Origin of the sequence: Alkalicoccus daliensis, from assembly GCF_900103955.1 — a bacterium.
Lineage (GTDB): Bacteria > Bacillota > Bacilli > Bacillales > Salisediminibacteriaceae > Alkalicoccus > Alkalicoccus daliensis.
This window is the reverse complement of record NZ_FNIL01000013.1, coordinates 34,765-58,462: the sequence shown is the minus strand read 5'-3', so window position 1 is coordinate 58,462 and position 23,698 is coordinate 34,765. Positions and strand designations below refer to the sequence as shown.

Sequence of the window (23,698 nt, the reverse complement as noted above, 5' to 3'; positions counted from 1 at the left end):
AGCCTCGATTGACAAAGAATGGACTAAGCCTGCTCTTCTTCATGCAGTCCCTGTTCCATTGCTTTCCACGCAAGCGTTGCGCATTTGATGCGGGCCGGGAATTTTGTAACTCCCTGCAGTGCTTCAATATCTCCTAAGTCGAGCCCGGCAGGATCAATTTCTTTTCCGAGCATCATGTCCGAGAAGAGCGCCGACATCCGGAGTGCATCCTCCACCGGAAGTCCTTTTACAGACTGCGTCATCATAGAAGCGGATGACAGACTGATCGAACAACCTTCACCGTTGAATTTGGCATCAGCGATTTTGTTGTCCTCCACTCTCATCTGCAATTGAATACGATCCCCGCATGTCGGGTTGTTCATATTCACTTTCAGGGTATCTCCTTCAAGTTCTCCACGATTACGAGGATTTTTATAATGGTCCATGATCACCTGACGATAAAGTGTGTCTAGATTATTACCCAAAGACATCTCCAAAATACTCCTTTGCTTTATGAAGCGAGTCAACAAATTTGTCGACATCTTCTTCAGTATTATAGAGGTAGAAGCTTGCGCGGGCAGTTGCTGTAACTTCCAGCCATTTCATCAGCGGCTGGGCACAATGATGTCCTGCCCTTACTGCTACACCATCAGAATCCAGTACAGTGGCTAAATCATGTGGATGTACATCATCCGCATTAAAGGTAACTATTCCGGCTCTATCGTTCGGTCCAGGACCATAAACCGTCACGCCATCTATCTTACTCAGTTTTTCCATCGCGTACTGCGCAAGCCGTTTTTCATGCGCTTCAATGTTATCCAGACCGATTTCTTCGAGAAAATCAATTGCTGCACCAAGTCCTATTGCTCCAGCAATAATCGGCGTGCCGCCTTCGAATTTCCACGGAAGGTCTTTCCAGGTAGAATCCTGAAGTCCTACAAAATCAATCATTTCACCGCCGAATTCAATAGGCTCCATTGCATTCAGCAAATGCTTCTTTCCATAGAGCACTCCAATTCCAGTTGGCCCACACATTTTGTGCCCGGAAAAAGCGAAGAAATCAGCATCAAGATCCTGTACGTCCACTTTCATGTGGGGAACTGACTGTGCGCCGTCCACCACCATAACAGCACCGTTTTCATGTGCGATTTCCGCAATTTCCTTGATAGGATTAATAGTTCCAAGTACATTGGAAACCTGCATTACAGAAACGATTTTTGCTTTTTCCGTAATAGCATTGCGGACATCTTCCAAATCAAGGCTGCCATCAGGCTGCAGTGGAATATACGTAAGTGTGGCGCCTGTGGCTTTTGCAAGCTGCTGCCAAGGAATAATATTACTGTGATGTTCCATCGGGGTAATTACAATTTCATCTCCAGGGCCTACATTCGCTCTTCCGTAACTTCCCGCTACAAGGTTAATAGCTGTCGTAGTACCGCGAAGGAACACAATTTCCTCCATGCTGGAAGCACCAATGAATTTACGAACCTTTTCACGGGCTCCTTCATAGCCATCTGTAGCCATAGATCCAAGTGTGTGGACGCCTCGATGCACATTTGAATTATAACGGTTGTAATAATCCTCTAGTGCTTCAATTACCTGCTTCGGCTTCTGCGAAGTTGCAGCGCTGTCCAAGTAAACCAGCGGCTGGCCGTTGACGTCCTGGTCCAAAATCGGAAACTGTCGTCGAACGTCCTGTACGTTCATTTAGTACACTTTCCTTTCGATTACATCATACATCTGCTCTTTAACAGAATCGATAGCAAGTGCTCCTACGACCGGCTCAAGGAAACCGTGAATGATTAAGCGCTCTGCTTCTTTTCGCGAAAGGCCGCGCGACATCAGATAGAACATCTGCAGCGGATCAATTTTACCGACAGAAGCTGCGTGTCCGGCAGTTACATCATCTTCCTCAATAAGAAGAATTGGGTTTGCGTCCCCTCGCGCTTTCTCGCTCAGCATGAGTACACGCTCAGTCTGCTCCCCATTTGCTTTTGTAGCGCCGTGTTCAATTTTGGAAATGCCATTAAAGATAGAGGTAGCCTGTTCTTTCATAACTCCATGCTTTAAAATCTGTCCATCGGTATCTTTACCGAAATGAATCATATTCGTCGTAAAATTGGAAGTCTGTGTACCTCTTCCGATCGTTACACTTTTTGTATCTCCGCGGGAACCTCTCCCGTGCAGATAGGTAGTGTTTTCAGAAACCGTATTGCCATCGTTCATTAATCCAAGCGCCCAGTAAAGTTCTGCGTCCGTGCCGTTCACCTGGCCGCGGCGGTTTACGTAAGTTGTAACAGAATCTGCAAAATTATCTACAGCACCATAATTCACTTTTGCGCCGTCTGCCACGTATACTTCTGCAATAACGTTCGCTACAGCCTCATTCGATGAACCTTCGCTGAGATAGTTCTCGATATAAGTCAGGGAACTGTTTGCTTCTGCAACGATCAATACATGATTATATAAGCCAAAGCTGCCTTCGTGCGCAAAAATTGCCTGAAGCGGCGCTTTCACTTCTACATTTTGAGGGACATAGATGAAAACACCCCCGTTCAGCAGCGCTGCGTGCGCAGCAGTAAGACTGTGCTCATCCACCGAAACAGCATCCTGCATGAAATATTTCTGTACAAGATCTCCATGTTCCTGCAGTGCTGTCTGCATATCAGTAAAAATAACTCCCTGATTTGTCAGCTCTTCCTGCACAGCAGTGTAGTTTGTACGGCCGTTTTTCTGTGTCAGCAGATTTTCAATTTTGCTTTCTCCGCCTACAAGGGTGCGGACAGCATCAGAAAGTTCTGCATAGGAAGAGCTCGCTTCTGCGTTTGCATCATACGAATAAGAACTGAAATTCCATTTCGTAATTTTCGTCTTATCCGGCTTTGGAAGCTCAAGCTTTCCTGCTTTATCAAGAGCAGCCAGGCGCTGGTCGGTAAACCACTGAGGCTCCTGACGATCTTTCGAAAAACTTTGAAGCTGTTGTTCGTTTACTGGAAACGTCAATTCTGTCGTCATGTTATATCCTCCTCCTGCAGCTTATTCCTGCCCTACTCTTTCGTCTTCAATTCCTAATTCTTCCTTGATCCACTCGTAACCTTTTTCCTCCAGCTTTTTCGCAAGCTCAGGTCCGCCGGATTTAACAATCTTACCCTGCATCATTACGTGAACAAAGTCAGGCTCAATGTAATTTAATAAACGCTGGTAGTGCGTAATGATCATGCAGCCAAAATCATCGCTGCGCATCTCGTTAATTCCTTTTGCCACTACTTTAAGTGCGTCAATGTCCAGACCGGAGTCGATTTCATCAAGAATCGCAATCTTCGGCTCAAGCATTAACAGCTGTAAAATTTCGTTACGCTTTTTCTCACCACCGGAGAAACCTTCGTTTAAATAACGGTGCTGGAAAGACTGATCTATTTCAAGTGTAGACATTTTGTCATCAATTTTTCGGATGAACTGCATAAGGGAAACCTGGTCATCTTCATCACGGTCTGCATTCATCGCAGAACGGATAAAGTCAGCATTAGTCACGCCGGATACTTCACTTGGATACTGCATTGCAAGAAATAGTCCTGCACGGGCACGCTCGTCTACTTCCATCTCAAATAAATCTTCGCCGTTAAAAGTAGCTTCTCCGCTTGTAACCTCATAATTCGGGTGTCCCATAAGAGCAGATGCGAGTGTAGACTTACCTGTACCGTTTGGTCCCATAATCGCGTGGATCTCTCCACCCTTTACATCGATTCCGAATCCTTTCAGAATTTCTTTATCCTCAATAGATACGTGAAGATCTTTTACGCTCAAGCTTGGTTTAGTCATGAAATATACCTCCATATTTTTTGAAAGTTAGTTTATAAACATGTTATGATAATAAACGTGCCAATACGCGTTTCCACGCATTTAAACCACTTTATATATCATAACATAAAACCTTCGATTTATTCTCAAATTATTCTCATTCTAATCTTATCGTAAATATAAACTGAGTTCAAGGGAAATACAACATTTCTCTATCGAACCATGCGGCTGTTGATTATATCACTAAATAACACCGGAATATCCTATAAAAATTCTCAAGCATCTATTCTCAATGGATGCTTCTTTTTTATTTTAATTGAGAATGAATCTTATTTACATCCCGATTGTTTAAAGAACAGAACCCTATGGAAAATAATTGCCCTTCTTCTTTAAAGCAATTTTTCCAGAAAGCTCTTCATTTAATAGAAAAACAGATTCAATATTACTTTTCTCCCCCCCTGCTTTTGATTAAATTTACTGTTGAGTCTGTCTTTCGTTTCTTCGCATGCTTTTTTAATGAAACTCCCAGTTCATATCCCTTCTATATTATAGTAGTTCTTTACAGGTGAAGAAAGTATTTCCGACAATTCTTATTTTAAAATCACCATGGCTCTTCACCACGTATTGCAGTTAGCAGGACATGGTGCATTTTTCTGCAGGATGGTCTCCATTCTACATTGATAAAAGTACAGAATACTAACAGCGTGTATTTTATCCATAAAAAAACGGCAGCCGCTGGGGGCTGCCGGGTATGACTATTTATCCATGCATAAACTGTTGTACGATTTTCTGACTTTGTTCGTAATCCTTCTGCCGGCTTACTTCCACCTGCAGACGGTTCTCGAGCTTACTGTTGTACTCCCCATATCCCATTCCGTGATTGGAATGCATAGCTTTTTCCATATCAGTAGTCTGTTTCGTATCGATCTGATGGATAATAAATCACGATCCTTCCAAATTTTTTGATCCGTTTCTTTCGGAATCGGATAAATCTTATTTTAGCATCCGCAAGTTTGTGAACCAATGCGCAGAGTTGGTCATATTTTCTGACAATTGAATATATTCCCCTTTGTAATACACTCACTTACTCTTCCTATATTATTTGTGTAAAATGCTCTTTTATGCTACCAAATGCTGTCTTTCCATGATATATTTTTCTTGTTAAAAACTGTATGTTCTTTTTTAAAGCTCTGTTAATACTCATTGTTAATAGGAGAAAACTTCGCTGCGCTGTGGGATCTTCCCAGCTCGTTCTTCCACAGGCGGTATGCACTTTTACCGCCGAAAGCATTTGCGCAGCCGACCAAATGATCTTAAAGGCATCTTCACGTTTTTGGTGAAGGTGCCTGCTGGTCGAGTGGAGCAGTGCTCACTCTCTACAAAGGCGTCCGCCGGTTTCCGCTCCGTTCTTCCCTTTGCGAAACAAAAGAAAAGATTGTTTTTATTACAAGCTTTTCTATCAACAAAATAAAGACAAGGCGGTGAAGACGCCTGCAGAAAAAGAAAGCGTGAAGATCATGCCGGACGAAAGGAAGGGATAGCTGAAGGATTTCTCCGCGGCAAGCGCAGAAAAAGGAGCCGCAAGCGTAATGTTCTTATATCAACATCAGACTTTAACAGAGACACTCATGCAAAATTTTTGCACCATGAAGTATGAAAATTAATACTGCTGTGGAACGAAGGAGAGGACACCCAAAGGATGAGCGCAGTTGGAGAATCCATTTTGGCGGACGTTCTTTCCGTCAAAATTAGTCGAGAACAAGCCCTTGGGTAAGCCGCTCCGAAAGTGAAGCAGCAGTATTACTTCTTTTTAGCGGAACTTTTATTTTCAAGGTAGCCTTTTTTAAAATCTTATCCCCTTAGTTTGTTTCTTTCGTTCATTAAAATCTTTTTTTTATAAAACTTAAAGGAGAAAAAATTATGTGCGGAATCAATGCAATCAAAATGTTTCAAAATACTGCTGTTACACACTGTCAATTAGTAGCAATGGGCAACCAGATGATACATAGAGGTCCGGATGATGAGAACACCTGGATTCACGGAGATGTCGGGCTCGGTTTCCGGAGACTTTCTATTCTGGATGTAGCACATGCCAGGCAGCCGCTGACGAACGAAGATGGAACATTGGCGCTTATCTGCAACGGGGAGATTTACAACTACCTGCAGCTCCGTGAAGAACTAAAAGCAAAAGGGCACAAATTCAAAACTAACGGAGACGCAGAAACGATTCTGCACCTTTATGAAGAGTACGGTACAGACTGTACCTCTTACCTGCGGGGCATGTTTTCTTTTGTTCTTTATGATATTGAAAAAGATATTATGTTTGCAGCCAGAGATCCATTCGGCATTAAACCTTTTTATTACTGGGCTGATGAAGAGAAAATCATCTGTTCTTCTGAATTAAAGAGTATTGTCACATTAATGCCTGAAGGCAAATCACTGGATCCACAAAGTTTAATGTATTACCTTTCTTTTCAGTATGTTCCTGAACCAGCAACGATGGTAAAAGGAGTGTCCAAGCTCCCGCCCGGACACTGTATGATAGTGAAAGGATCCCAAATTAATATCAAAAAATACTGGGAGCCTTCATTTTCACCAGAAAAGCAGGATAGGGAAATACTTCGGACTACTATTAAAGAAAAGCTGGAGGAATCTGTAAAACTGCATATGCAGAGTGATGTGCCTATTGGCAGCTTCCTTTCCAGCGGCATTGATTCCACAGCAATTACAGCGATGATGAGAAAGCATGGTAATTTAAAAACATTTTCAGTAGGCTTTGAAGGCGGCCAGAACGAATGTGAGGTCGCCAGAGTAACTGCCCGGATGCTTGATACGGAGCATCATGAGCAGATGATTACAGAAGAAGCATATTTCGATACAGTAGACAAAGTGATCTGGCACCAGGATGATCCTGTAGCAGACCCTTCTGCAGTTCCTTTATTTATCGTTTCAGAATTGGCTTCCCAGCATGTAAAAGTAGTCCTTTCCGGCGAAGGAGCAGATGAGCTTTTTGGAGGCTACAGAATTTATCAGGAGCCGCAGGCATTAAGGTATTTCCGGAAATTATCTCCTTCCCTTAAAAGGAAAGCTCTCGATTTCGTTTCCCACGCCCCTGCGTTTTACGGGAAAAATTTTCTTATGCGCGGTTTCACTCCCCTGGAGAGCAGGTTTATAGGGAATGCGAAAATCTTTACAGGCCCTGCACTCGAATATCTTCAGCGTGAAAAAAACGACAGCGGGCTTATGTCTGCATTCGAATGGGCAGGTAATTACTATCAGGAAGTACAGGAGCAGGATGAAGTTACTAAAATGCAGCATCTTGATATGAACCTTTGGCTTCCAGGAAATATACTAGCAAAAGGGGATAAAATGTCTATGGCGCATTCTATTGAATTAAGAGTCCCTTTTCTGGATACCAGTGTGTTCGAAACTGCAAGAACAATTCCTACTTCTCTTAAAGTGAACAGCCATACTACAAAGAAAATTTTCAGAGAAGCAATGGAGGGCATCGTACCGGACCACGTACTGCACAGAGCGAAACTTGGTTTTCCTGTACCATTAAAGCAGTGGCTGCGAGGTAAAAGGGGAGATATGTGTCTCTCAGTAATAGCATCAAGCGGAATCTCAGAATATATCCAGGTGGGCTATGCGGAAAAATTAGTGAGAGAACATCAAAATGGAAAAGCAGATCATGCCAGAAAGATCTGGACACTCTATGTACTGGCAAAATGGCATATTATGTATATTGAAAATGCAATAACTCCTTTATCTACCGGAACAGCTGAAACACCCCTCATCTCTTAATAAAGAAAAAAGCTCCGCGGATGCGGAGCTTTCTTTATTAATCTTGTACTGGTACAACTGCACCGTCATATTCTTCTTCAATAAACTCCTGTACCTCATCTGATAGAAGTACTTCTACAAGAATATCTGTACGAGGATCATCTTCATCTTCGCTGTTTACTGCAATGATGTTTGCATATGGGTTGTCTCCATCGGCTGACTCAATTGCGATAGAATCTTCCATCGGATTTAAACCTGCATCCAGTGCGTAGTTTGAATTGATAAGCACTGCATCTGCTTCATTATTTTCGTAAGCAGTAGGAAGAAGTGCTGCTTCTACATTATCCTGGAAATTAAAGTCATTAGGATTTTCAGCAATATCTTCAATTGTCGCTTCAATACCAACGCCATCTTCAAGAGTAATTAACCCCTGTTCTTCCAGCATCATAAGAATACGGCCGTGGTCTGCAACTGAGCTGCTCATGATAATATCTGCACCTTCCGGAAGATCCTCCAGGGAATCATAATCCTGAGAATAAATACCGATAGGCTCAATATGAATACCGCCTTTGTTTGCGAAATCATAGTCAAATTCTTCAATCTGTGATTCAAAATAAGGAACATGCTGGAAATAGTTTGCATCCAGTTCTCCTTCATCAAGAGCCTGGTTCGGAAGGATATAATCGTTGAAAGTAACGATTTCAAGTTCTACCCCTTCTTCTTCCAGTAAAGGCGTTGCAAATTCAAGAATTTCTGCGTGCGGCACGTTGGAAGCTCCTACCACGAGTGTTTCAAAATCTTCTGTAGCGGCTTCATTATTTTCTTCCGCAGCGTTGTTGTTTTCTTCTGCGCCGTTATTATTTTCTTCTACATCTGCTGCGTTATTTCCAATATCAGTACCTGCGTCTGATTCATTTACATCTACATTATTTTCAGCGGCGTTATTTCCACCGTTATTAATTTCTGTAGTATTGTTTTCGCTGTTATCTCCACATGCTGCTAGAAAAGCAACGGATAATGCGCTGATACCTGCCAGTTGTAAAGTTTTCTTCATGATAAATTCCTCCTGTTTGTAGTTATCTCTTGTCTAATCTATTCGTAACCATATCGCCGATAAACTGAAGTATAAAGACGATGATGAGAACGATCACAGTTGCTGTAAAGGTGATTTCCGGATTGTTCCGCTGAAATCCGTCCCGGAAAGCAAGGTCCCCCAGTCCACCAGCGCCGATCACTCCCGCCATAGCTGTGTAGCTTACGAGGGCGATGGCTGTCACGGTAATACCTGATACCAGTGCCGGCATGGATTCTGGAAGCAGTACTTTACTGATGATTTGTCCATTCGAAGCGCCCATTGCTTTAGAGGCTTCAATTACTCCCTTATCTATTTCACGGAGAGCAATTTCCACCATTCGTGCGTAAAATGGTGCTGCACCTATAATTAACGCAGGCAGTGCTGCGGAAGGACCTAACATTGTTCCTACCAGTGTCCGTGTAAATGGAACAAGCAGAACGATTAAGATAATAAAGGGAATGGACCTGAAAATATTAACATACGCACCTATAATGAAGTGTGCAGCTTTATTTTCCCAGATCTGCTTCTTATCAGTAAGGTATAAAAGAAGCCCCAGAATAATTCCAAAGAAAAATGTAAATATTAATGCTACCAGAGACATGTAGAGAGTTTCTACAGTTGCTTCCCACATATTGGCCCAGTTTACATCACCGAATACTGCAGAAGCAAGGATCGTGTTAAGCACTGTGAATCACCTCGACTTCCACCTGCTGCGACTTTATATAGTCGACAACATCTGTAATCAGCTTTTCTTCTCCGCTCAAACTAATAAATAAAGAGCCGTAGGAACCATGCTGTGTCTGCGAAATTTTCCCTTGGAGAATACTGATGTTTACATCAAACTTTCGGACGATATCTGTAATCAGAGGTCTCTGAGTATCGCCGCCTACGAAAGTCAGCTGCAGGACATGACCGATGCCTTCCTTATCCAGCAGATGCTTCAATGCTTCCTCTGTTTCTTCAGGCTCTGTTACCTGCTTTACAAATTCTTTCGTCATTTCCTGCTTTGGACGCCGGAAAATATCAAGCACATCTCCCTGCTCCACGATTTTTCCGCTTTCCATCACTGCTACCCGATGGCAGATTTTTCGGATCACGTGCATTTCGTGCGTTATCAGCACGATAGTTAATCCAAGTTTTTTGTTAATGTCGACCAGCAGATCCAGAATAGAGTCCGTCGTTTTAGGATCCAGAGCGGATGTTGCTTCATCGCATAGCAGCACCTGTGGATTATTTGCCAGCGCACGTGCTATACCGACACGCTGCTTTTGGCCACCGCTGAGCTGGGAAGGATAAGACCCCCCGCGGCCTTCAAGGCCTACAAGCTTAATAAGTTCATTTACCCGCTCTTTCTGTTCAGTTTTGCTGACTCCTTTAATTTCTAAAGGAAAAGCAATGTTTTCAGCTACCGTGCGTGACCAGAGCAGATTAAAGTGCTGAAAAATCATGCCGATTTCCTGCCGGGCAGCTCTAAGCTTCTGCCTGGATAGGGTGTGCATCGACTTTCCTGCAACTTCTACTGTTCCGGAAGTAGGTGCCTCGAGCATATTCAGCAGCCGGATCAGTGTACTTTTCCCTGCTCCGCTGTAGCCGATCACACCGAATATTTCTCCTTTATCAATCGTCAAATCAATATTATCGACAGCTTTTACTTCACCATCTTTTGTGTTAAACACTTTAGCTATTTTTGAGAGCGTAATCAACAGGAGTTCTCCTTTCATCCTTGACGAAAACTAATTAATCATATCACTTTAGTCCCTTTAACGCACGAAAGTATTAATGGAAAAAGAAAAAGCCCTCCTGCTTTACTGATAAGCAGAAAGGCTCTATAAATAAAGTCTTTCTCCTCATCTGCCGGAAATAAATTCCGCAGGATTTGGCACCTTCTAAGCAGCAGCTTAGTGGTTGCCGGGTTTCATAGGGCCAGTCCCTCCACCTCTCGTGATAAGAAGATATGCAGTTCTTTTTTTCGTCTGATATGGATATTATCACTGTCCAAATCCGTTGTCAACAGAAATATATTAAGCAAATTAACAACGGAAACCAGGAAGCGTTTACAATTTTCTATGCATTACTCTCGTCAGCTAATCATAAGATTCTCTAAAAAACGAAGTTTAAATAATCTGGAGGCTGAAGTAAAGTTCCTATATGAAAGTTAACTGTGCAAAAAAAGCCGCTTCACCAGAAATTATCTGATGAAACGGTTCGGTTTTCATTAATCTTCTTCGATCATTTCCTGATATGCATCTGCATCCATTAATTCATCCATTTCTTCCGGGTTGGAAGGATCAATTACGATCATCCATGCACGATCATGAGGTGATTCGTTTACAAGTTCAGGTGAATCTTCGAGTTCTTCGTTGATTTCAACAACTTTTCCGCTGATTGGTGCATAAAGCTCAGATACTGTTTTTACAGATTCCACGCTGCCGAACGGCTCATCTGCTTCAAGCTCGTCTCCTACTTCAGGAAGTTCAACGAAAACGATATCTCCAAGTTCTGACTGGGCAAAGTCAGTAATACCAATACGTACCTTACCATCTTCATCTTTCACCCATTCATGTTCTTCAGAATACTTGTAATCTTTTGGTAAGCTCATTGTAAGAATCCCTCCATCAAAAAATTAGGTCATAACGACCGCTGCCAATGCTATGTATCAGGCAGTCATAATGCTGTCTTCTCCACTATAATACAAGGGGCTTCATCCCTGCAACAACTACTGGATTATTTCCACGCTGATTCGTAGGCTTCTTCTTTAAAACCAACTGTCACCGTCTTTCCATCTGTTGCAAGCGGACGTTTAATCAGCATGCCATCGGAAGAAAGAAGCTCCAGTAATTCATCTTCGGAAGCTGTACTTACTTTGTCTTTCAGACCAAGTTCCCGGTATTTTTTCCCGCTCGTGTTAAAAAATTTCTTGAGTGGAAGACCGCTCGCTTCATACATCGAACGAAGCTCTTCTTTTGCCGGCGGAGACTCTACTATATGTATTTCGTTAAAATCAATCCCGTTAGTCTCAAGCCATTTCTTTGCTTTCTGGCAGGTACTGCATTTTGGATAGTGATAAAAAGTAACTGTCATGATATACCTCCTTCTATTATTCATTTCTATTGTAGCTGACTGCCCAGAAGAAAGCACGTGTTGTCTGATGAATTATAGAGATCCTTCCAGGCGGCGGACAGCGGAAAATCCGGATACTCGTGGGGAGACGAGAAATCCGGATTTTCCTAAGAGAGAATGTTCTTCCTGCTATCAGAAAGAAATATATAGTTTCTTTAGGACAGGGAACTGTCCTAAATTGGATAACAAATTAAACGACGTAACGCTCTTCTTCAATGACTTTTTTTGCAAGTTCACGCTTTTTCTGGATAAGGTCAATCGGCGTGTGGCGGGTCAGCTTTTTCAGAATAGAAAGCATCGTACGTAAGCTGTCGCCTTCTTCAAGTGTGACAAGTGATTCCTTTGCAATTGCTTCAATATGATTGAAAGCTTCCTGGGAATACACTTCTGTCATCAGGATCTTCTGCGCATTTTTCTCTTCGCCTTCTTTCGCAATTGCTTTTTCAGTACGAAGAATCATAGATTCAATATTGAATACTTCATTCACAATATCAGCTACGTTTGCAAGTAGTTCCTGCTCTTTCGAAAGCTTTTCACCGTATTTCTGTGCGGCAGTTCCAGCGATCATCAGGAAGATTTTCTTTGCATTCGCAAGAAGATACTTCTCCTGCTCCAGCGTCTCGTCACCGACTTCTTCCGGCATCATCATCATAAGCTCTTCCTGGAGTCCTGCTGCCTGCTCCAGCAGAGGCAGTTCACCTTTCATTGCTTTACGCATGATCGTTGCTGGTACAAGCATTCTATTAATTTCGTTTGTTCCTTCGAAAATTCTGTTAATGCGCGAGTTGCGGTACATAGTTTCCACTTCGTATTCCGCCATAAAACCATAGCCGCCGTGGATTTGCACTGCTTCATCGACTGCGAAATCAAGCACTTCAGAGCCGAAGAATTTATTCAGCGAGCATTCGATCGCATATTCACCAATGGCTTTGCCGATGGCAGAAGGATCTTTTTTCTCATCTTCTGAAAGTGCTTCAAACGCCTGGTCAATCATCCCGCCAGTACGGTAGATCGTTGTTTCCATGGCGTATGTTTTTGCTGCCATTTCAGCAAGCTTCTTTTGGATCAAAGTAAATTTGGAAATTGGAAGTTTGAACTGCTTGCGCTCGTTCGCATATTTGGAAGCAAGTTCAATTGCTCTCTTCGCTCCGCCAATACAGCCCACGCCAAGCTTATAACGGCCGAAGTTTAAAATATTAAATGCAATCAGGTGACCCTTTCCTACTTCTCCAAGCAGGTTCTCCTTCGGTACTTTGGCTTCATCTAAAATCAGCGTACGTGTAGAGGAACCTTTAATTCCCATTTTCTTTTCTTCCGGTCCGACAGAAACGCCTTCATACTCCCGCTCTACAATGAAAGCAGAGAAATGTTCGCCGTCCACTTTTGCATACACTACGAATACATCTGCAAAACCGGCATTTGTAATCCACTGCTTTTCACCAGTCAGCACATAGTGGGAGCCGTCTTCTGTCAGCTTCGCAGTAGTTTTTGCACTCAGTGCATCCGACCCGGAAGTAGGCTCAGTAAGCGCATATGCAGCAATCTGCTCTCCGCTTGCCAGTCCAGGAAGATACTTTTCTTTCTGTTCCTGGTTACCGAAAAACACGATTGGCAGTGATCCGATGCCTACGTGCGCACCCTGTGTTAATGAGAAAGAACCTGCAAGTGCAAATTTTTCTGTAATAAGAGAAGAACTGATTTTATCCAGTCCGATGCCGCCAAATTCTTCCGGTACATCGGCTCCAAGAAGACCCAGCTCCCCTGCTTGCTTTAAAAGACGGACAGATCGATCAAATTCGTGGTTTTCAATATGTTCAATTTCCGGTACCACTTTACCTTTTACAAAATCCTCTGTCGTTTTTGCAATCATTTTATGCTCGTCCGTAAAATCCTCTGGTGTGAAAACATCTTCTGCTGACTGCGTTTCTAACAGAAACCCGCCGCCTTTTACTTTTTCTGAAGTTGCCATAGTGCATCATCCTCCTCGTTTTTATAAAAGTTCAAATACTCCCGCAGCTCCCATTCCGCCGCCGATACACATTGTTACTACGCCAAACTGTTCTCCGCGCCGTTTCATTTCATGAATGAGACTGAGCGTAAGTTTTGTTCCTGTACAGCCGAGTGGATGCCCGAGTGCAATTGCGCCGCCGTTAACGTTCACTTTTTCGTGATCCAGTTTCAGATGGCGCAGAATCTGCAACGACTGCGAAGCAAAGGCTTCGTTCAGTTCAAACAATCCGATATCTTCCAGAGACAATCCTGCCTGTTTTACTGCTTTTGGAATAGCTTCAATAGGACCGATGCCCATAATTTCCGGTGCTACCCCTGCGACTGCGAAGGAACGGAATTTCACAAGCGGCGTTAACCCATCCTGCTCTGCAGTTTCTCTATCCATTACCAGCACAGAAGCAGCACCGTCGCTCATCTGGGACGCATTCCCTGCTGTAACAGTCCCGTTAAACTGATTAAAAGCCGGTCGCAGCTTTGCCAGTGTTTCCAGGGTAGTGTCTTCACGGACACCTTCATCCTGAGCAAGTATTACTTCCCGCTCTATCAGTTTATTTTCTCCGCTTAGTGTTCGCAGCGTCACAGGAACCGGCACAATTTCATCTTCAAACCTGCCTGCTTTAATTGCAGCTGCAGCTCTTCGGTGGCTTTCTACCGCAAAAGCATCCTGATCTTCTCTGGAAACGCCGAACCGCTTTGCAACTTCTTCTGCTGTGAAACCCATGCCCATATAATATTCAGGAGCATTTTCTACGAGCGTCGGGTTCGGGGCCAGAACGTGCCCGCCCATAGGAATAAGGCTCATAGACTCTGCTCCGCCGGCAATAATTGCCTGGGACTGTCCGAGCATAATCCGCTCCGCACCATATGCAATACTCTGCAGGCCGGAAGAACAATATCGGTTAATTGTAATCGCCGGCACCTGCTCAGGGAGACCCGAGAGTGCAGAAATATTCCGCGCCATATTCATTCCCTGCTCTGCTTCCGGCATTGCACAACCTATAATGACATCCTCAATTCGGGAAGGGTCAAAATCATTTGCCCGTTTAAGCGTTTCTTTAATAGTTATCGCAGCCAGATCATCCGGACGAACACTGGCAAATGTACCTTTTTTAGCTTTACCTACAGGAGTTCTCGCTCCTGCAACAATTACTGCTTCCTTCAATTCGATCCCTCCTTCATCTAATTACGCAGCGGTTTTCCTTTGCTCAGCATGTGCTGCATACGCTGCTGTGTTTTCGGTTCGCCGATAAGGCTTAAAAATGCTTCTCTTTCCAAATCAAGTAAATACTGCTCATCTACTTGCGTACCGTAAGGAACACGTCCGCCTGCCAGTACAAACGCCAATTTCCCGGCGATTTTCACATCGTGATCTGAAACATGGCCACCGAACTTCAATGTTTTAGCTCCTAACAGCATCGTCGCGTAGCCGCGTTCTCCCACGACAGGAATTTTTTCATGTTTCGGTGCTCTGTAGCCCTGCTCATAAAGAAACAATGCCTTTTGCTTTGCGTCGTGCAGGAGATGATCTCCGTTAATGCTGATACCATCCTCCTGGCGCAGAAAGCCGTGCATTCTTGCTTCATGTGCACTTGTGCTCACTTTGGCCATCGCTATTTTTTCAAATACATTATTGGATACTGCCTGCAGGTCCACCTGCGTCCCTTTCGGCAGTGCATTTATATGCCGGAGATAAAGCTCTTTGTTACCCCCGCCTCCTGGGATCAGCCCTACGCCTGTTTCCACAAGGCCCATATACGTTTCCATGGAAGCTTGAATTCCTGCAGCAGGAAGGCTGATTTCTGTACCGCCGCCAAGCGTCATCTGGAATGGCGCAGCAACAACCGGCTTTTGGGAATATTTTATTTTCTGTGTAGTTTTCTGGAACTGTCTTACTACCAGGTCAAGCTCTGGGAAATTCATATCCTGAGCTTCCATCAGCATCATCATCAGGTTGGCGCCGACACAGAAATTTTTTCCCTGGTTGTTGATCACGAGCCCTTTGTAATTTTTCTCGACTTCATCGATCGACTTATTGATCATCTGCATGACATCCAGCCCGATAGAATTATTCGGGGAGGTAAATTCAAGCACTGCGATCTCGTCACCAATATCAATGAGGGAGGCACCCGCATTTTTCATAATAATATTGCTTTCGTTTTTATAGGATTTCAGATGAATTACTTTTTTATTTACGTCCGCATCTTTATAGCTGCCCTCATGGTAGAAGCGTCCGTACCCTTCATAAAACTTTGTGTTTCCTTCTGCGATCATTTTTTCAATCCATGCAGGAATGGTTTCTCCCTCTTCCTTCATGCGTGCCACTGATTTTTCCAATCCAATCGCATCCCACGTTTCAAAAGGACCCAGTTCCCATCCGAAGCCCCACTTCATAGCATTGTCTACTTCATAAACAGAGTTTGCTATTTCATAAGCTTTTTCCGCTGAGTAGAGAAGCGTTGGTTTCAGGATGTTCCAGACAAGCTCTCCAGCTCTGTCATCTGCATAAACAAGCGTCTGAATTTTTGCAGCCTTTCCTTTTGCCTGCTTACTCTGCTGGATAGAAGGCGCTTTCATTTTCGTGCGCTCTTTATATTCCATCGTTTCGTAATCCAGCTCATAGATTTCGCTGCCTTTATCTGTTTTCTTTTTCTGATAAAAACCTTTCCCTGTTTTGCTGCCCAGCATTTTTTCCTCAATCATTTTTTTCATAAAAGCTGGAGGATCAAATACTTCTTTTTCGTCTCCTTCCACTTGATCATATACGTTTTTTGCTACGTGCATAAATGTATCCAGACCTACAACATCCAGAGTTCTGAAAGTAGCACTTTTCGGTCTGCCTAATGCAGGTCCTGTGACGGAATCAACTTCCCCTACCGTAAAGCCGCCCTTCTGCATTTCCCTTGCTGTAACAAGCAGTCCGTAAGTACCGATCCGGTTCCCGATAAAGTTCGGGGTATCCTTCGCTTCCACAACACCTTTGCCGAGTACATCTTCTCCGAATTGCTTCATGAAAGATAATACGTCCTCGCTGGTATCTTTCGTAGGAATGACTTCAAGGAGCTTTAAATAACGCGGCGGATTAAAGAAATGTGTGCCGAGAAAATGTGTCCGGAAATCTTCTGAACGTCCTTCAGCCATCGCTTCAACCGAAATGCCGGAAGTGTTCGAACTGACGATAGAACCAGGTTTGCGGTGTTCTTCCACCTGGGAAAATACTTTTTGTTTTATCTCCAGATTTTCAACTACTACCTCAATGATCCAATCCACTTCACTTAAACGATGCATATCATCTTCAAAGTTACCCGCTTCAATCAAATCTGCATTTTCTTTCTGCGTAAGCGGTGCAGGCTTTTGTTTATGAAGCTTTTTTACTGCCTCCAGCGCCAGGCTGCTGCGCACTTTTTTCTCTTCCAGGGTAGCGACAGTCCCCCCGCTTTCCTGCTTGTCCTTTGGTACAATATCCAGTAAAAGTACTGGAATACCAATGTTTGCTAAGTGAGCTGCGATACCAGAACCCATGATGCCCGAACCTAAAACTGCTGCTTTTTTAATATGTCGTGACATGAGAAACCTCCTTGCAGTATATTTTTGAATGAATACTCATTCATTTTCTTCTTAAAAAAATAATCTCTTGCGCTATCTCTACTATATAGAAAAATTCTCCAACGCGCAATAAGAAAAACCAAAAAACTTTGACATTACTTTTTTTCCGTTTAAACAAAAAAAAGATTCAGCGTGCATTTGCAGCGCTGAATCTTTTTAAAACTTTTTTTAAAAATTTTAGGATGGCCGACGCATAAAGCCGGAATAACGGCGGTCGATCAGCTGGCTTTCAATTCTCTTCATCGTATCAAGGGCTACCCCGACCACGATCAGAAGACCAGTACCACCAATCTGCACAGCCGGCGGCAGACCTGCAAGCTGACCAAAAATCAATGGCAGAATCGCCACGGTCGCAAGGAATAAAGAGCCTACCAGCGTAAGACGGTATAACAGTTTAATAATATAATTCTGTGTAGCTTTCCCAGGGCGCACCCCTGGAATAAATCCGTTCTGTCTCTGCAGATTTTCTGCCATCTGCTCAGGATTCATCTGCACAAACGTATAGAAATAAGCGAACGCAATGATAAGGACAGCATACACTATCATACCGATTGGATTGGTATAGTCAAACGTCTGTACAATCCATGTAGCGATCGGACTTCCCTCACCGACGAAATTCGCTACTGTCGGCGGGAAAATAAACAGAGACATGGCAAAGATAACCGGAATAACCCCTGCTGCGTTCACCTTGATCGGCAAGTGTGATGACTGGCCGCCAGTCGCACGCCCGCCGGCTGCGATCTGTTTCGCGTACTGTACAGGAACTTTACGTTCTGCCTGCTGTACGAAGATAACGAATACTACTACTGCCAGAATCGCAAGTACGATTAAAGCTACGATAACAATATTCATAAACAGCTGGTCCCCTGCATCGGCGATGTAAATAGAATACAGCTGCATTACACCATTCGGAATACCTGCGGCAATACCGGCAAAGATAAGAATGGAAATACCATTCCCTACACCCTTTGCAGTAATCTGTTCACCGAGCCATAATAGAAAAGCGGTTCCGCCTGTCAGTGTGATGGCGATAATCAGATACGTTGTGACAGAAGGGTTCGGCACAAGTCCCGGCATAAGGTTGTTAAACCCGATAGACATTCCGAGCGCCTGTACAAACGCAATTCCAACTGTTCCATAACGAGTTACCTGTGCCAGCTTTTTACGGCCGGCATCCCCTTCACGACCCCATTCCGCAAATTTTGGAACTACATCCATGCGGAGGAGCTGCACGATAATGGAAGCTGTGATATAAGGCATAATTCCTGTGGCAAAAATCGAAAAGTTCTCCAGTGCACCACCACCGAAAGTATTTAAAAATCCAAGCGCTGCAAGACCGTCAAAGCTTAACGCATCCGCGTTTACTCCAGGAGCAGGAAGATGCGCTCCAATACGGAAGACAATAAGAATTGACAGCGTAAAGAAAATTTTATTACGCAAGTCTCCAGCTTTAAACATCCCTTTTAATGTATTAAACATAAAACTATACACCTCTGTTCATCTCAAAAATCTCTGATGCTGCGTAACCGTTTACGCATAACGATGCGTGTAAGATACCCCCATCAAAACATATGACTAGCGACAATTTTGAAAAATTACTGCTTTTTTAGTCTATCACATTCGCTTCTTCAATGCGCGGACAATTTTTCCTTTTTGAAAAAAAATTGGAGAAAACAGGGGTTTTTGAAAAAATAATCTACAGATTAAGCAGTGTCCGGTACTTTTCTACTTATATTTCTATCATGAACAGCTGCTGCTAAAAAAAAAGCTTCATTAAAGAGAAGTAATACCACTGCTATAATATCGAAGAGGCTTGCCAAGGGCTTTCTCGACTAATTTCTTTAAATCAGGGCGCAGCTTCCATCGATCCACAGACAGCAGGGCGGAGACCGCCATGCTGCCTTTAAGAAACAGGATCGATTCTGCTTGTGCTTCATCACCTTCCAAACGATTGCTTCTATCACAAATATTTCTTTCATCAGAAATATTTATTCGGTTTCTGCCTCTGTTACTGCTTTTTCGTATGCTTCCTGTGACTGAAGCCCGGTGAGTTTTTTATCTCCAATGTAAAAGGTAGGCACAGCCTGCACGCCTTCCTCGTACGCTTTTCTTATCGAAGCTTCTCTTGCGTCGGAATAAACTCTGTCCTCCAGCGCCTGGCTGAAGTCCTCTCCAGGAAGCCCCGTTTCTTCCGCTATTCTACGAAGCTCTGAGATATCACCGATATTTATCCCATCTTCATAAAAAGCACGGAACACTTTATGCGCGTACTCATTTCCTTTATCATGCTCTTTTGCAAACAGCAGTCCTTCATGTGCATAGTGCGTGTGAGGCTGCGGGTCGGTCATATTCAAATTCATCGTTACATTCAGCTGCTCTGCAATAGGGAGTATTGATTGATGCCATGCCTGCTGGATATAATCGCTGTGTGGACTTAAGGTCTCATTTGGATAAGGGCGCAGCTCAAACGGCAGCCATTCGATTTCTGCCTCTTTTCCTTCTATTGCCCGAAATAGCGGAGCCTCCGCTAAATAGCAGAATGGTCAAACAAAGTCGCTGTAAATGCGAACTTTCAATGTCATAAATATCATCCTTTCTGATGTCTTTTCCTATTATGGTATATTTCACGGCTCATTCATAGGAAAATACCTTTACGATAAGCACATCGTAAAGGTCAGTCGTAAAAAAATCATAAAAATTTCTTGTTATCCAGCAGCCACTAAAATTTTCTTCAGTGTTCCGCTTACTGGATATACTGCTTCTCCGAATTTAACAGCTTCGGATTTAGCGGCTTCGATTATGGTGCCTTCCCGTCCTTCCACAATTTCAATATCTGTTACACGGTTAGGAAGGTTCTCTAAGCCGCTTCCTGTAATAAACCAGTAAGGGAAAGTCTCTGCCTCTTTTGGCTTTACTTCCTCCTCCAGCTGTGGCGGCTCCGCTTCTGCGGTGTTCGTCCAGTGGTTTACAATATCTTCAATTACAGCACTTGCGGTTGGAAATTTCCCGGCTCCTGCTCCCTGGAATAAAAGAGAGCCGGAAATCGAACCCTGTACGTGTACGCCGTTGTTTACACCTTCTACCCCATACAGTGCATGGTCTGCAAGGATCAGCCTTGGTTCCACTGCTGCTTTCGTGCCCTCCAGGGAAGCAACGTGTTTTACCCTCCCTCCGAATACATCTGCCAGGTGAAGATCACGGACATCAATGTCACGAATGCCCTTCGGCTTTTCTTCCTGCCATTCCGGCGGTTTCCCGTAGAGCCAGTGGCTGAGGATGGTTGTTTTATACCAGGCATCCCATCCATCAATATCTTTATCCGGCACAGCTTCTGCATATCCAAATTCCTGCGCCTGTTTTAAAGCTTCATTAAAAGCAGTGCCTTCATCACGCATTTTAGTCAGAATAAAATTTGAGGTGCCGTTCACAATGCCTTCCACTTTTTCGATCGTATTCGTCTTCAACGCGTGACGGACACTTGTTAAAATAGGAATACCTCCGGCAACAGCTGCCTCAAAATAAAAGCGGCAGTTTTTCAGCGCTGCTGTATAAAGAAGTTCTTCTCCGTACTTTGCTACTAATTCTTTATTCGCAGTAATTACTGTAATACCATTTTCCAAAAGTTCCTTTACAATTGGATATGCAGTTTCTGCATCAGGAGTCGCTTCTACAGCAGTATCCACTTTTTGTTTAAAAATTTCCGTGAAATCTGTAGTTACAATTGTGCTGCTGCTCACTTTTCGCGGAACGTCAGGATCCTTTACGACAATGACAGGAATCGAAAAGTTTCCTACCAGCCCTTCTACTTTTGCCTGCTTTTCAATTAATGCTTCATATACACCGCTTCCTACCGTTCCGTATCCGATAATTGCTAACCGATTACTCATGTTGTCAGTTCCTCCTTTTCCATTTTCTCCAGCTCCTGCTCTTTTAACAGCCGCCGAAGAATTTTTCCGCTGATTTTGGTTTTTGGCAGTTCATTCACGACTTCAATCTCTTTGGGTGCTGCATGCGCTGCAAGATTTTTCCGGACAAACAAACTGATTTCTTTCTCCAGTGCTTCGCTCGTTTCATAACCATGGCGGAGCGTAATAAATGCTTTAATAATCTGTCCTCTTATTTTATCCGGTTTTCCAATAACACCTGCTTCCGCCACCGCAGGGTGCTCAATCAGCTTCGATTCCACCTCAAAAGGCCCTACCCGTTCTCCAGCTGTTTTAATGAGATCATCGTCTCTTCCCTGAAAGAAAACATATCCTTCTTCATCCTGAAATGCAGTATCACCTGAGATGTACCATCCATTTTCAGTAAAATAGGATTGGAACTTCTCTTCGTTTTTCCAGATTTCCTTCATTAAACCCGGCCACGGCGCTTTGATTGCAAGCTTTCCTGGTTCGTATGCCGGCAGCGGCTGATTCTTTTCATCAAGAATTCCAACTTCCACACCTGGAAACGCTCTTCCCATAGAACCTGGTTTAATTGTTTCTGAAGGGAGATTCACGATGAGATGGCCCCCGGTTTCTGTCATCCACCAAGTATCGTGAATTCTTACGTCAAAAGCTCTTTTTGCCCAATGAATTACTTCCGGATTCAATGGCTCTCCTACACTGAGCATATGGCGCAGCTTGGAAAGATCAAATTCACGGTACACATCGCCTTCACTCATCAGCATGCGAAAAGCGGTAGGCGCACTGTACCATATAGTTACGCCGAAGCGTTCCAGGAGGCCATACCATTCTTTTGCATCAAACCGCCCGCCGTGAATGACTACTGTCGCACGATTAAGCCACGGAGCAAATACGCCGTACACACTGCCTGTTACCCAGCCAGGGTGTGAAGTGCACCAGTAGACATCATCATCCTGAATATCCAGTACCCAGCGACCGGTAATGAAGTGATGCGGCAGCACTTTCTGTGCATGAAGCACCCCTTTCGGCTGGCCTGTTGAACCGGAAGTATAGTGAATCAGCATGCTGTCCTGCTCCCCCATCCATTCGATCGGCTCTTCTCCACCCTGTAATGCTTCGGCCTCTGCTTCCAGATCATCAAGATGCCACGTTTTTATAAGAGAAGTAATATCTTTATAAGGCACTCTATTTGTTAATACATCATCTGTAATTAAGTACTGCGCTTCACAGTCCTGCATTCTTTCACGGACGGCGTCTTCCATAAACGCTTCAAACAGCGGCCCTGCAATGGCTCCAACTTTTATAGCTGCTAAAATAGCGAAGTAGCACTCCGGCGATTTAGGAAGAAAAATAAATACGCGGTCTCCCACGGATACTCCCTCCGCTTTCAACACGCGTGCATAGTCATCAGTAATCTTCTTTACTTCCTCAAACGTAAATGACCGGTCTTCTGTACCGTCTGTAAACAAAAGTGCCTCTTTTGCTCCATATCCTTCCTCCACATGACGGTCGATACATTCATAGGCCGCGTTCCACTTTCCTTCCGGGACTTTTGCAAGCCCATTTACGGCATCTTCCCAGGAAAAATTGACGGCCCCTCCGTCTTTAGTGAAATTTGCTTTGACTTTCGCATTTTCTGCTGCTTTTAAAATAGTCATCATTATGCCTCCTTACGCTGTTTAGGGGTGCGGCTTATATCCAGGCTTTCTAATATATATTCTTTTAATTCTGCGAGCTTTGTATCTGATTTCTTCCTGGGCTTGGGCTGGGTAATTTCCAGATTATCGTGCAGTTCCCCCGGCTGACCTTTTAAAATAACGATCCGGTCACACAGGTATAAGGCTTCATCAATATCATGTGTCACAATTACCATTGTAGGTTTGTAGCTTTCCCAAAGCTCCAACACCATATCCTGCAGCTGCAGCTTCGTGAACGCATCCAGCGCACTGAAAGGTTCATCCAGAAGAAGAGTCGAAGGAGCGGTAACGAGCGCACGCGCAATTGCAGTTCGCTGCGCCATGCCTCCCGAAAGCTGCTTCGGGTAATGCTGTTCAAAATCTTCGAGCCCTACGACACGCAAAATCTCCCGTGCTTTTTCACGATTTTCTTCTTTCGTCCCGGTAAGACCGAAACAGACGTTATCAATTACCGTGAGCCATGGCATCAGCCGCGGCTCCTGGAAGATCACACCAAGCTCCCGGGAAGTTCCGCGTGTTTCTTTTCCATGAATACACACCGTGCCGTCATACTCTGTGTCCAGACCCGAAATAGCTCGAAGGATCGTACTTTTTCCGCAGCCGCTCGTTCCTAGCAGCCCTACAATTTCTCCCTGCTTTGCTTCAAAAGAAATTTCATCTACAGCAAGTGTTCCCTGAAAGGTTCTGCTGACTTTATCCACCTGTATGCTCATAAGGAATCTCCT

General features: G+C 43.9%; 19 protein-coding genes, 1 pseudogene and 1 riboswitch. Of the genes and pseudogenes, 1 reads left to right on the top strand and 19 read right to left on the bottom strand.

Annotated elements, in window-relative coordinates:
• Nucleotides 1-23 precede the first annotated feature (23 nt).
• The 5 genes from sufU to BLP92_RS18095 form a co-directional block, all read right to left on the bottom strand.
• Complete coding sequence (gene sufU, locus BLP92_RS15475) at nt 24-470, bottom strand: Fe-S cluster assembly sulfur transfer protein SufU (protein ID WP_090843861.1); 447 nt, start codon at nt 468-470, stop codon at nt 24-26.
• A complete protein-coding gene (locus tag BLP92_RS15470; RefSeq protein ID WP_090843860.1) occupies nt 457-1,686 on the bottom strand; it encodes a cysteine desulfurase in 1,230 nt (409 codons plus the stop codon). The genes sufU and BLP92_RS15470 overlap by 14 nt, the downstream gene beginning before the upstream one ends.
• On the bottom strand, nt 1,687-2,994 hold the full coding sequence (gene sufD / locus BLP92_RS15465; protein WP_090843859.1) for a Fe-S cluster assembly protein SufD: 1,308 nt from the start codon (nt 2,992-2,994) through the stop codon (nt 1,687-1,689).
• Between the two features lie 21 nt (nt 2,995-3,015).
• Nucleotides 3,016-3,798 (bottom strand): Fe-S cluster assembly ATPase SufC, encoded by a 783-nt coding sequence (sufC, locus tag BLP92_RS15460; RefSeq protein ID WP_090843858.1) that lies wholly within the window; start codon nt 3,796-3,798, stop codon nt 3,016-3,018.
• Between the two features lie 738 nt (nt 3,799-4,536).
• A complete protein-coding gene (locus tag BLP92_RS18095; RefSeq protein ID WP_175444327.1) occupies nt 4,537-4,680 on the bottom strand; it encodes a YuzK family famiily protein in 144 nt (47 codons plus the stop codon).
• A 1,017-nt stretch (nt 4,681-5,697) separates the two neighbouring features.
• Between BLP92_RS18095 and asnB the strand changes: the two genes are divergently transcribed.
• A complete protein-coding gene (gene asnB / locus BLP92_RS15455) occupies nt 5,698-7,581 on the top strand; it encodes an asparagine synthase (glutamine-hydrolyzing) (RefSeq protein ID WP_090843857.1) in 1,884 nt (627 codons plus the stop codon).
• Nucleotides 7,582-7,618: 37 nt separating this feature from the next.
• On the opposite strand, the gene BLP92_RS15450 is transcribed toward asnB, so the two are convergent.
• From BLP92_RS15450 to BLP92_RS15390, 14 genes and pseudogenes are all read right to left on the bottom strand, one after another.
• Nucleotides 7,619-8,614, bottom strand: a complete 996-nt coding sequence (locus tag BLP92_RS15450; protein ID WP_090843856.1) for a MetQ/NlpA family ABC transporter substrate-binding protein — start codon at nt 8,612-8,614, stop codon at nt 7,619-7,621.
• 22 nt (nt 8,615-8,636) lie between these two features.
• The gene (locus BLP92_RS15445) at nt 8,637-9,266 is read right to left on the bottom strand and encodes a methionine ABC transporter permease (protein WP_090843894.1); all 630 of its coding nucleotides are present in this window, start codon (nt 9,264-9,266) and stop codon (nt 8,637-8,639) included.
• A 46-nt stretch (nt 9,267-9,312) separates the two neighbouring features.
• A complete protein-coding gene (locus BLP92_RS15440) occupies nt 9,313-10,356 on the bottom strand; it encodes a methionine ABC transporter ATP-binding protein (protein ID WP_425284452.1) in 1,044 nt (347 codons plus the stop codon).
• Between the two features lie 123 nt (nt 10,357-10,479).
• Nucleotides 10,480-10,586, bottom strand: a riboswitch (SAM riboswitch).
• Nucleotides 10,587-10,850: 264 nt separating this feature from the next.
• A complete protein-coding gene (gene gcvH / locus BLP92_RS15435) occupies nt 10,851-11,234 on the bottom strand; it encodes a glycine cleavage system protein GcvH (RefSeq protein WP_090843854.1) in 384 nt (127 codons plus the stop codon).
• Nucleotides 11,235-11,359: 125 nt separating this feature from the next.
• Nucleotides 11,360-11,716 carry an arsenate reductase family protein gene (locus BLP92_RS15430; protein ID WP_090843853.1) on the bottom strand — a complete coding sequence of 119 codons (357 nt, stop codon included), beginning with the start codon at nt 11,714-11,716 and terminating at the stop codon, nt 11,360-11,362.
• Nucleotides 11,717-11,945: 229 nt separating this feature from the next.
• A complete protein-coding gene (locus BLP92_RS15425) occupies nt 11,946-13,724 on the bottom strand; it encodes an acyl-CoA dehydrogenase family protein (protein ID WP_090843852.1) in 1,779 nt (592 codons plus the stop codon).
• A gap of 21 nt (nt 13,725-13,745) precedes the next feature.
• Nucleotides 13,746-14,927, bottom strand: coding sequence for an acetyl-CoA C-acetyltransferase (locus BLP92_RS15420; RefSeq protein ID WP_090843851.1), 1,182 nt, complete (start codon nt 14,925-14,927; stop codon nt 13,746-13,748).
• A gap of 17 nt (nt 14,928-14,944) precedes the next feature.
• On the bottom strand, nt 14,945-17,329 hold the full coding sequence (locus tag BLP92_RS15415) for a 3-hydroxyacyl-CoA dehydrogenase/enoyl-CoA hydratase family protein (RefSeq protein WP_090843850.1): 2,385 nt from the start codon (nt 17,327-17,329) through the stop codon (nt 14,945-14,947).
• Between the two features lie 216 nt (nt 17,330-17,545).
• Nucleotides 17,546-18,847, bottom strand: a complete 1,302-nt coding sequence (gene secY, locus BLP92_RS15410) for a preprotein translocase subunit SecY (protein ID WP_090843849.1) — start codon at nt 18,845-18,847, stop codon at nt 17,546-17,548.
• 294 nt (nt 18,848-19,141) lie between these two features.
• Nucleotides 19,142-19,315, bottom strand: a complete 174-nt coding sequence (locus BLP92_RS18090; protein ID WP_175444326.1) for a hypothetical protein — start codon at nt 19,313-19,315, stop codon at nt 19,142-19,144.
• 41 nt (nt 19,316-19,356) lie between these two features.
• Nucleotides 19,357-19,899 (bottom strand): annotated as a pseudogene (locus BLP92_RS15405) (DsbA family oxidoreductase); the annotation flags it as partial.
• A gap of 174 nt (nt 19,900-20,073) precedes the next feature.
• A complete protein-coding gene (locus tag BLP92_RS15400) occupies nt 20,074-21,255 on the bottom strand; it encodes a homoserine dehydrogenase (RefSeq protein WP_090843847.1) in 1,182 nt (393 codons plus the stop codon).
• A complete protein-coding gene (acsA, locus tag BLP92_RS15395; RefSeq protein WP_090843846.1) occupies nt 21,252-22,934 on the bottom strand; it encodes an acetate--CoA ligase in 1,683 nt (560 codons plus the stop codon). The genes BLP92_RS15400 and acsA overlap by 4 nt, the downstream gene beginning before the upstream one ends.
• A 2-nt stretch (nt 22,935-22,936) precedes the next feature.
• Nucleotides 22,937-23,686: an ABC transporter ATP-binding protein gene (locus BLP92_RS15390; protein WP_090843845.1), complete on the bottom strand. Its 750-nt coding sequence runs from the start codon at nt 23,684-23,686 to the stop codon at nt 22,937-22,939.
• Nucleotides 23,687-23,698: the final 12 nt, after the last annotated feature.